This window comes from Microbacterium sp., assembly GCF_036277215.1.
Classification (GTDB): Bacteria; Actinomycetota; Actinomycetes; order Actinomycetales; family Microbacteriaceae; genus Microbacterium.
The window spans coordinates 1-7658 of the sequence record NZ_DASUNI010000097.1 but is presented as its reverse complement, the minus strand read 5'-3'; the positions used below and the strand labels follow the sequence as shown (position 1 = coordinate 7658).

The following is a 7658-nucleotide window of genomic DNA, read 5'->3' as shown; positions in this document are numbered from 1 at the left end:
GTTCACGATCACCTCCGGCGGTGGCTCTGTCGATGCGCGGCTGGGCATTCCCGGCGCTCACAACGCGATCAACGCCGCCGGCTCGGTCGCCGTGCTGCTCACGCTCGGCTACGAGCTCGAGCCCGCCGTCCGTGCCGTCGAGGGATTCGAGGGCACCGTCCGCCGCTTCGAGCTGCACGGAGTCGAGCGTGGCGTGAGCGTCTTCGACGACTACGCCCATCACCCCACTGAGGTCGCGGCGGCCCTCGCCGCAGCCCGGACGGTGGTCGGCGATGGCCGGATCATCGCGATTCAGCAGCCGCACACCTACTCACGCACGCAGCAGATGTACCGCGAGTTCGCCGAGGTGCTCGAGGAGTACGCCGACCACACCGTGATGCTCGACGTCTACGGCGCGCGCGAGGATCCGATCCCGGGGGTGACCGGCGAGCTGGTTTCCGCGGCGTTCGAGGATCCCGGCCACGTGCACTTCGTCGCGGACTGGCAGCAGGCTGCCGACTACACCGCCGCGGTGGCGCAGGACGGCGACTACGTCATCACGCTCGGCTGCGGAAACGTGTACCAGATCATCCCGCAGGTGCTCGAAGCACTCGCCCACACGCCGGGCGAGGCCGACGCGTCGTCCGCCGCGGGGAAGTAGCCCGATGCGTCGGCCGTCGCCCCTTCCGCCATCCGCAGAGCGACCGCCCGAGGCCGTCGATGCCGAGGAGGCGGTCGCACCCGTCATCCCTTTGACGGCGGCGACGCCGATCCAGCGCCCCCCCGCGCTCCCCGAGACGGGGCCGGCCGGTGACGAGCCTCCCGACGCGTCCGACGATCCCGTGCGGCTGCGCGACGTCTGGGCGGCAGCGCGCGCCCGCCGCCGCGCGCTCCGGGCGGAGGTGCGCCGGTTCACCGGGCGGCAACGACGCAGGCGCGCGCTGTGGCTGGGCGTCGCGGCATCCGTGGTGCTGCTCGTGCTGGGCACGCTCGGCGCCGCCTACAGCCCCCTGTTCGCGGTGGAACGGGTCCGCGTCGTCGGCGGGAACCAGCTCGACGCGGCCGCGGTCGAGGCTGCCCTCGCCGACCAGCTCGGCACGCCCCTGCCGCTCATCGACGACAGCGCGGTGAAGGCGGCGCTGGTGACCTTCCCTCTCGTCGAGTCGTACTCCCTCGAGGCGCGTCCACCCCACGAGCTGGTCGTCCGCGTCGTCGAGCGGACGCCGATCGGCCTGATCAGAACGCGAGCCGGGTACACCCTCGTGGACGCAGCGGGTGTCGCCCTGTCCACGACCGCGTCACCGGCGCCGGGTCGGCCGGTCGTCACGGTCCCCGGGGGCACGGACTCGCCGGCTTTCGAGGCGATCGGGAAGGTGATGAGGTCGCTGCCCGCGTCGATCCTGTCGCAGCTGACGGCGGTGGCCGCGTCCACGCCCGACGACGTGACCCTCACGCTGGGCGGCTCGAATGCCGAGGTCGTATGGGGGAGCGCGGAGGACTCGGCCATGAAGGCGCTGGTCCTCGAGACGACCATGGCGGCACGCCCGCCGGAGTCCGTGACGCTTTACGACGTGTCGTCGCCGAGCGCCGTCGTCGTGCGCTGAGGACCCTTCGCGACCCGTTCCGGCCGGGCTTCGCGTCGGGATGTCGCGACACGCCGCGACGCTCCCGTCGGCGCGCCGGCATCCGCATACTTTCGTGTCCATGGGAATTGCATACCGGGCAATTCTTTATACCTCTACTAGAGGTTGAAGGTTTCACACACGGTGTTTCAGACCAGGGTGCAGGACAGACGGAGGCCGGCATGAGCCAGAACCAGAACTACCTCGCGGTGATCAAGGTCGTCGGCGTCGGCGGTGGCGGCGTGAACGCCGTCAACCGCATGATCGACCTCGGCCTGCGCGGTGTCGAGTTCATCGCGATCAACACAGACGCACAGGCGCTGCTGATGAGCGACGCCGACGTCAAGCTCGACGTCGGTCGTGAGCTCACCCGGGGTCTCGGCGCGGGCGCCGACCCCGAGGTCGGACGCCGCGCCGCCGAGGATCACGCCGAGGAGATCGAGGAGGCGCTGCGGGGTGCGGACATGGTCTTCGTCACCGCAGGCGAGGGCGGCGGCACGGGCACGGGCGGTGCCCCGGTGGTCGCGAAGATCGCCAAGTCGATCGGCGCCCTGACCATCGGTGTCGTGACCAAGCCGTTCTCGTTCGAGGGGCGCCGTCGTCAGAGCCAGGCCGAGACGGGCGTCGCCAAGCTGAAGGAAGAAGTCGACACGCTGATCGTCGTGCCGAATGATCGCCTGCTCGAGATCAGCGACCGCGGCATCAGCATGATCGAGGCGTTCGCGACCGCCGACCAGGTACTGCTGGCCGGTGTCCAGGGGATCACCGACCTCATCACCACGCCGGGTCTGATCAACCTCGACTTCGCCGACGTCAAGTCGGTCATGCAGGGCGCGGGCTCAGCGCTCATGGGCATCGGGTCGGCGCGCGGCGCGGACCGCGCGATCAAGGCCGCTGAGCTCGCCGTCGAATCGCCGCTGCTGGAAGCCAGCATCGAGGGTGCACACGGCGTGCTGCTCTCCATCCAGGGCGGCTCCAACCTCGGCATCTTCGAGATCAACGACGCCGCGCAGCTGGTCAAGGAGGCCGCGCACCCCGAGGCGAACATCATCTTCGGAACGGTCATCGACGACACACTCGGCGACGAGGTGCGCGTCACCGTGATCGCCGCCGGCTTCGACAGCGGCGAGCCGACCCTCCGCCTCGATCCCGTCACGACGTCGCGCGTCGTCGCCCCGCCGATCCTTCCCGCGACGCCCGCGGTGGACGCTGCCAGGGAACCCGTCCGCGAGAGCGAGCCGGCACCCGTCCCGGTGTCGGTCGGCGCGGCGGTTCCCGACTCGAGCTACGACTCGGCCTTCGGCGACGACGACCTCGACATCCCGGACTTCCTCAAGTAGTCCTCGACACGCCCAGGGACTGTTGACTCTCGAGGAGCGGCTCGCAGTGGTCGACGCCGGGATCGCGGATGCCGCACGCGCGGTACGGCGCGATCCCGGCACGATCACGCGCATCGTGGTGACGAAGTTCCACCCCCCGTCGATGATCGACGAGCTCTACGCGCTCGGCGTCCGCGACATCGGCGAGAACCGGCAGCAGGAACTCAGCGAGAAGGCGGCGATCGTGGGCGAGCACGCAGACCTGCGGTGGCATTTCATCGGCCAGGGGCAGACCAACAAGGCGAAGGCGATCCGCGCCGCGGCATCCGTCGTGCACTCCGTCGATCGGGTGAAGATCGCGAATGCGCTGGATGCTGCCGGCAGCGCGAAAGCCCTGCCGCTGGACGTGCTGCTGCAGGTCAACCTCACCGATGACCCTGCCCGCGGCGGTGCTGCACCGGACGACCTCGAACGGCTCGCCGAGCATGTCGGCGGATGCCGCACTCTGCGCCTGCGCGGCGTCATGGCCGTCGCGCCGCTCGATGAGGAACCGGCCCGCGCGTTCGCGCGGCTGTCCGAATACGCCGACCGCGTGCGCACGATCGCTCCCGACGCGACCTGGATCTCGGCCGGCATGACGGCCGACTACCCCGAAGCGATCGCCGCGGGCGCGACACACCTGCGGATCGGGTCTGCAATCACGGGCCCGAGGCCCGCGCACGGTTAACCTCGAAACAGACGAGCACACACGGAGGATGCGATGTCGAACCCGCTGAAGAAGACAATGGTGTACCTGGGCCTCGCCGACGAGGAAGAAGTCTATGAAGAGCCAGAACCCCAGCCGACCGGCCGCAAGTCCACCGCCATCGAGAAGGCGGCTCCGGTGACTCCGCTGCACCGGCCGACCGTGGTGCGACAAGTCACGCCGTCGGCGATCAGCGAGATCCTGACCGTGCACCCCAAGCAGTACCGCGACGCACAGGTCATCGCCGAGAACTTCCGCGACGGCATCCCCGTGATCATCAACCTCTCGCAGATGAGCGACGCCGACGCGCGCCGCCTCATCGACTTCGCGAGTGGGCTTTCGCTCGGTCTGTACGGCCGGATCGAGCGGGTGACCAGCAAGGTGTTCCTGCTGTCGCCGGAGAACGTGGCGGTGTCCGGAGGCGGCGCCGTTGCGCAGGCGGACCCGGAGTCGGTTCCGTTCGCGCAGTAGCTGTGTGGGACTCCCACTGGTCTGCTGGTGCGACCCCTGGTCGCAGCGCTGATACAGTTTTCTTGTGAATATCGTTGGCGCGATCGCCACGATCCTCAATAGCCTCCTCCTGCTCTACGTCCTCGTGCTGCTCGTGCGGCTCGTGCTCGACTGGATCCCATTCTTCAACCGCGAATGGCGTCCGAAGGGTGCGGGCCTGGTGGCGGCCGAGGTCGTCTACACGGTGACGGACCCCCCGATCAGGCTGTTCCGCCGATTCATCCCGCCGCTGCGCATCGGCGGAATCGCGATCGACTTCGGTTTCACGCTGACGATGCTGCTGTGCTTCGTGCTCCTCGCGGTGACACGCACGCTCGCGGGCTAATTCCAGCGCGGCTATGCTTGCCTGGTACGACCGCCGGAGATCGGCGGAGCGGCCCCCGACATCGGCCTGCGACCAGAGCGCTCGAAAGAGGAATCACCATGGCATTGACCCCCGATGACGTCGTCACCAAGCAGTTCCAGCACGTCCGGTTCAAGGAAGGCTTCGACCCGGACGAGGTGGACGACTTCCTCGACGAGATCGTCGTCGAGTGGCGCAAGTCCATCGCCGAGGCGGACGAACTCCGCGCGAAGCTCGCGGCCTACGAGTCGGGTGCCGAGGCGCCTGCCGCACCGCCCGCGGTCGTCGAGCAGGCACCGGCCCCCGCGGTCGAGACGCGTGAGGACGGCCAGGGTGCTCCGGCTCCGGCCGCCGCCAGCGCGGGCATCATCGAGCTGGCCCAGCGTCTGCACGACGAGCACGTCGCCGAGGGCATCGCTCAGCGCGACAAGCTGATCGCCGATGCCCAGGCCCAGGCCGCGACCATCGTCTCGGACGCCGAGACGAAGGCTCGCGAAGAGGCCAACCGCCTCGACAAGGAGCGCGCGAGCCTGGAAAGCCGTATCACCGAGCTGCGCAACTTCGAGCGCGACTACCGCGCGCAGCTCCGCAGCTACATCGAGGGCAAGCTGCGCGATCTGGAGACCACCGGCACGACGTCCGGCGCGACGCCGGTATCTGCGATCGGTCTCTAGGCCGGCCTTTTGACAGGCCGAGCCCCCCTGCACAGAGCGGCGGCCGGCGCCATCATCGCGATCCTCGCGGTGCTGGTGCTGGCCGCCGATCAGTTCACCAAGTACCTCGCGATCCAGAATCTGCCTCCTGAGGAGGCCGTCAAAGTTCTGGGCGACTTCCTGATCTTCTACCTCGTGCGCAATCCCGGTGCTGCGTTCTCGCTCGGCGAGGGCGTCACCTGGGTCTTCACGATCGCGCTGGCTGCGGTCGCCGGAATCATCGTGTGGCTGGCAGCGACCCGCATCCGCTCGCGCCTGTGGGCGGTCGTGCTCGGACTGCTCCTCGGAGGCGTGCTCGGCAACCTGACCGACCGGGTGTTCCGCGAGCCGGGGTTCCCGGTCGGGCATGTGATCGACTTCATCAACACGCCCTGGATGATGCCCGCGATCTACAACGTCGCCGACATCTTCATCGTGACGATGATGATCTGCGTCGCCCTGCTGGTGCTCGTCGGGCTGCACCTGGACGGCACCCGGGATGCGCGCCGCGCCGCGGCTGAGCCCAGCGAACCGCGTCGTGACACGGACGCCTGAGATGGAATCGCGCAGCCTCCCGGTGCCTGACGGGCTCGATGGGACGCGCGTGGACGCCGCCCTGGCCAAGATGCTCGGCTTCTCGCGGACCTTCGCCGCCGAGGTGGCCGACGCTGGGGGCGTCGCGATGGACGGTCGCGTGCAGACCAAGTCGGATCGCCTTCGCGGCGGATCCTGGCTGGAGGTGTCGTGGACGCCCAAGGAGGAACCGCGCGTGGTTGCGCTCGCGGTGCCCGATCTGATCATCGTCCACGACGACGACGACATGGTGGTGGTCGACAAGCCGTCCGGCGTCGCCGCCCACCCGTCCCTCGGCTGGGACGGGCCGACGGTGCTCGGTGCACTCGCGGCCGGCGGCATCCGTACCGCGACCACCGGAGCCGCAGAGCGGCAGGGCATCGTCCACCGGCTCGACGTGGGCACCAGCGGGCTCATGGTCGTCGCCAAGACCGAGCGTGCGTACACCGCGCTCAAGCGCGCGTTCAAGGAGCGCGAGGTCGAGAAGATCTACCATGCCGTCGTTCAAGGCCACCCCGACCCGCTCGCGGGGACCATCGATGCCCCGATCGGGCGGCATCCGACTCACTCGTGGAAGTTCGCCGTCACACCGGACGGCAAGGATTCCGTGACCCACTACGAGACGCTCGAGGCGTTCCCGCGGGCGGCGTTGCTGGAGATCCATCTGGAGACCGGCCGCACGCATCAGATCCGCGTCCACATGGCCGCGCACCGGCACCCGTGCGTGGGCGATCCGCTCTACGGCGGGGATCCGACCCTGGCCGCTCGCCTGGGGCTGACGCGTCAGTGGCTGCACGCGCGTGAACTGTCGTTCGACCACCCGGCGACCGGCGATCGGGTGAGGTTCGTCTCGGAATATCCGGCCGACCTCGCCGTCGCGCTGGAGATGCTGCGGGCGGAGTAGATCGCGGCAGCGTGTATTCCCCGGCGCACCGCTGCCTCCTCTCCTTCACGACGACCCGTGAGGAGGGGCATCATGAACGACATCGTCTACACCGCGAGCCGCCTCGCGGCGCATCGCGCGAACGACCTGGCCCGTGACGTGGAGCGCCGCCGGCTCATCGCCGCGCGGACCGCGGACTGCGTGGCACCACCCGTCCGCGAGCAGCCGCGCGTGAAGTTCCCGCGGCTGCGCCTCCCGGACATCTTCGGCAGGCGCGCGGTCCACCCGGCCGTCTGAAAGGCACACTCCCTCCCGTCTCTTCGGCGCCTGGAGGGAGTGCGCGCGTCGGTGGCCGATGGCACGATGGCGCCATGGGGATCGACGTACGACCGGCGACGGTGTTCGCCGACGTGAAGACCATGGTCGGGCCGAAGAGCGCCGACGCCAACGTCTGCTGGTGCCTGAGCTACCGCCTGCCGTCCAAAGAGAACCAGGCGCTCAGTGGCGCCGCCCGAGGGCGCAAGGTCTCAGCGCTCATGAAGAAGGGGCCGCCCGGCGTGCTGGCCTATCAGGGGGACGAGGTCGTCGGCTGGGCGGCCGTGCACCGCCGCGCCGACACCTCATTCGCGACGAGCCGGCGCATTCCGCACGTCGACGAGCTGGACGTCTGGTCGCTGTGGTGCGTGCGCGTGCGGCCCGGCCATCGTGGGCAGGGCATCTCGCACGCGCTCGTCGAGGGGGCTGTGGAGTTCGCGCGTTCCGAAGGGGCGCCCGCGCTCGAGGCGTATCCCGTCGACAACAAGGGCAAGAAGGTCGACCTGACGATGGCATACGTCGGCACACGACGTCTCTTCGAGAAGGCGGGCTTCACCAAGGCCGCAGACACCGACTCGGTGCTGAACGGATTCCCGCGTGTGCTGATGCGACTCGATCTGCGCTGACGCTCAGCCGCCGCCCTCGAACTGCGCGAACGGCTCATCGGCGAGGGGCCG

11 protein-coding genes are annotated in these 7658 nt (G+C 69.3%); all 11 read left to right on the top strand.

Features of this window, described 5'->3' with window-relative positions; translation table 11 throughout:
- The coding region (locus tag VFX99_RS04995) for a glutamate ligase domain-containing protein (RefSeq protein WP_329665213.1) at window positions 1–640 on the top strand (640 nt) is incomplete at its 5' end.
- Window positions 641–644: 4 nt separating this feature from the next.
- On the top strand, window positions 645–1583 hold the full coding sequence (locus VFX99_RS04990) for an FtsQ-type POTRA domain-containing protein (RefSeq protein WP_329665212.1): 939 nt from the start codon (window positions 645–647) through the stop codon (window positions 1581–1583).
- A 200-nt stretch (window positions 1584–1783) separates the two neighbouring features.
- The gene (gene ftsZ / locus VFX99_RS04985; RefSeq protein WP_329665211.1) at window positions 1784–2941 is read left to right on the top strand and encodes a cell division protein FtsZ; all 1158 of its coding nucleotides are present in this window, start codon (window positions 1784–1786) and stop codon (window positions 2939–2941) included.
- Between the two features lie 19 nt (window positions 2942–2960).
- Window positions 2961–3647, top strand: coding sequence for a YggS family pyridoxal phosphate-dependent enzyme (locus VFX99_RS04980; RefSeq protein ID WP_329665214.1), 687 nt, complete (start codon window positions 2961–2963; stop codon window positions 3645–3647).
- 33 nt (window positions 3648–3680) lie between these two features.
- Window positions 3681–4136, top strand: coding sequence for a cell division protein SepF (locus tag VFX99_RS04975; RefSeq protein ID WP_329665210.1), 456 nt, complete (start codon window positions 3681–3683; stop codon window positions 4134–4136).
- Between the two features lie 64 nt (window positions 4137–4200).
- Window positions 4201–4500 (top strand): YggT family protein, encoded by a 300-nt coding sequence (locus VFX99_RS04970; RefSeq protein ID WP_329665209.1) that lies wholly within the window; start codon window positions 4201–4203, stop codon window positions 4498–4500.
- Window positions 4501–4598: 98 nt separating this feature from the next.
- Entirely contained in the window at window positions 4599–5192 is a 594-nt protein-coding gene (locus VFX99_RS04965; protein ID WP_329665208.1) for a DivIVA domain-containing protein, read from the top strand.
- 9 nt (window positions 5193–5201) lie between these two features.
- A complete protein-coding gene (lspA, locus tag VFX99_RS04960) occupies window positions 5202–5765 on the top strand; it encodes a signal peptidase II (RefSeq protein ID WP_329665207.1) in 564 nt (187 codons plus the stop codon).
- Window position 5766: 1 nt separating this feature from the next.
- Window positions 5767–6687, top strand: a complete 921-nt coding sequence (locus VFX99_RS04955; RefSeq protein ID WP_329665206.1) for an RluA family pseudouridine synthase — start codon at window positions 5767–5769, stop codon at window positions 6685–6687.
- Window positions 6688–6759: 72 nt separating this feature from the next.
- Window positions 6760–6963, top strand: coding sequence for a hypothetical protein (locus VFX99_RS04950; protein ID WP_329665205.1), 204 nt, complete (start codon window positions 6760–6762; stop codon window positions 6961–6963).
- A gap of 74 nt (window positions 6964–7037) precedes the next feature.
- Entirely contained in the window at window positions 7038–7607 is a 570-nt protein-coding gene (locus VFX99_RS04945) for a GNAT family N-acetyltransferase (protein ID WP_329665204.1), read from the top strand.
- Window positions 7608–7658: the final 51 nt, after the last annotated feature.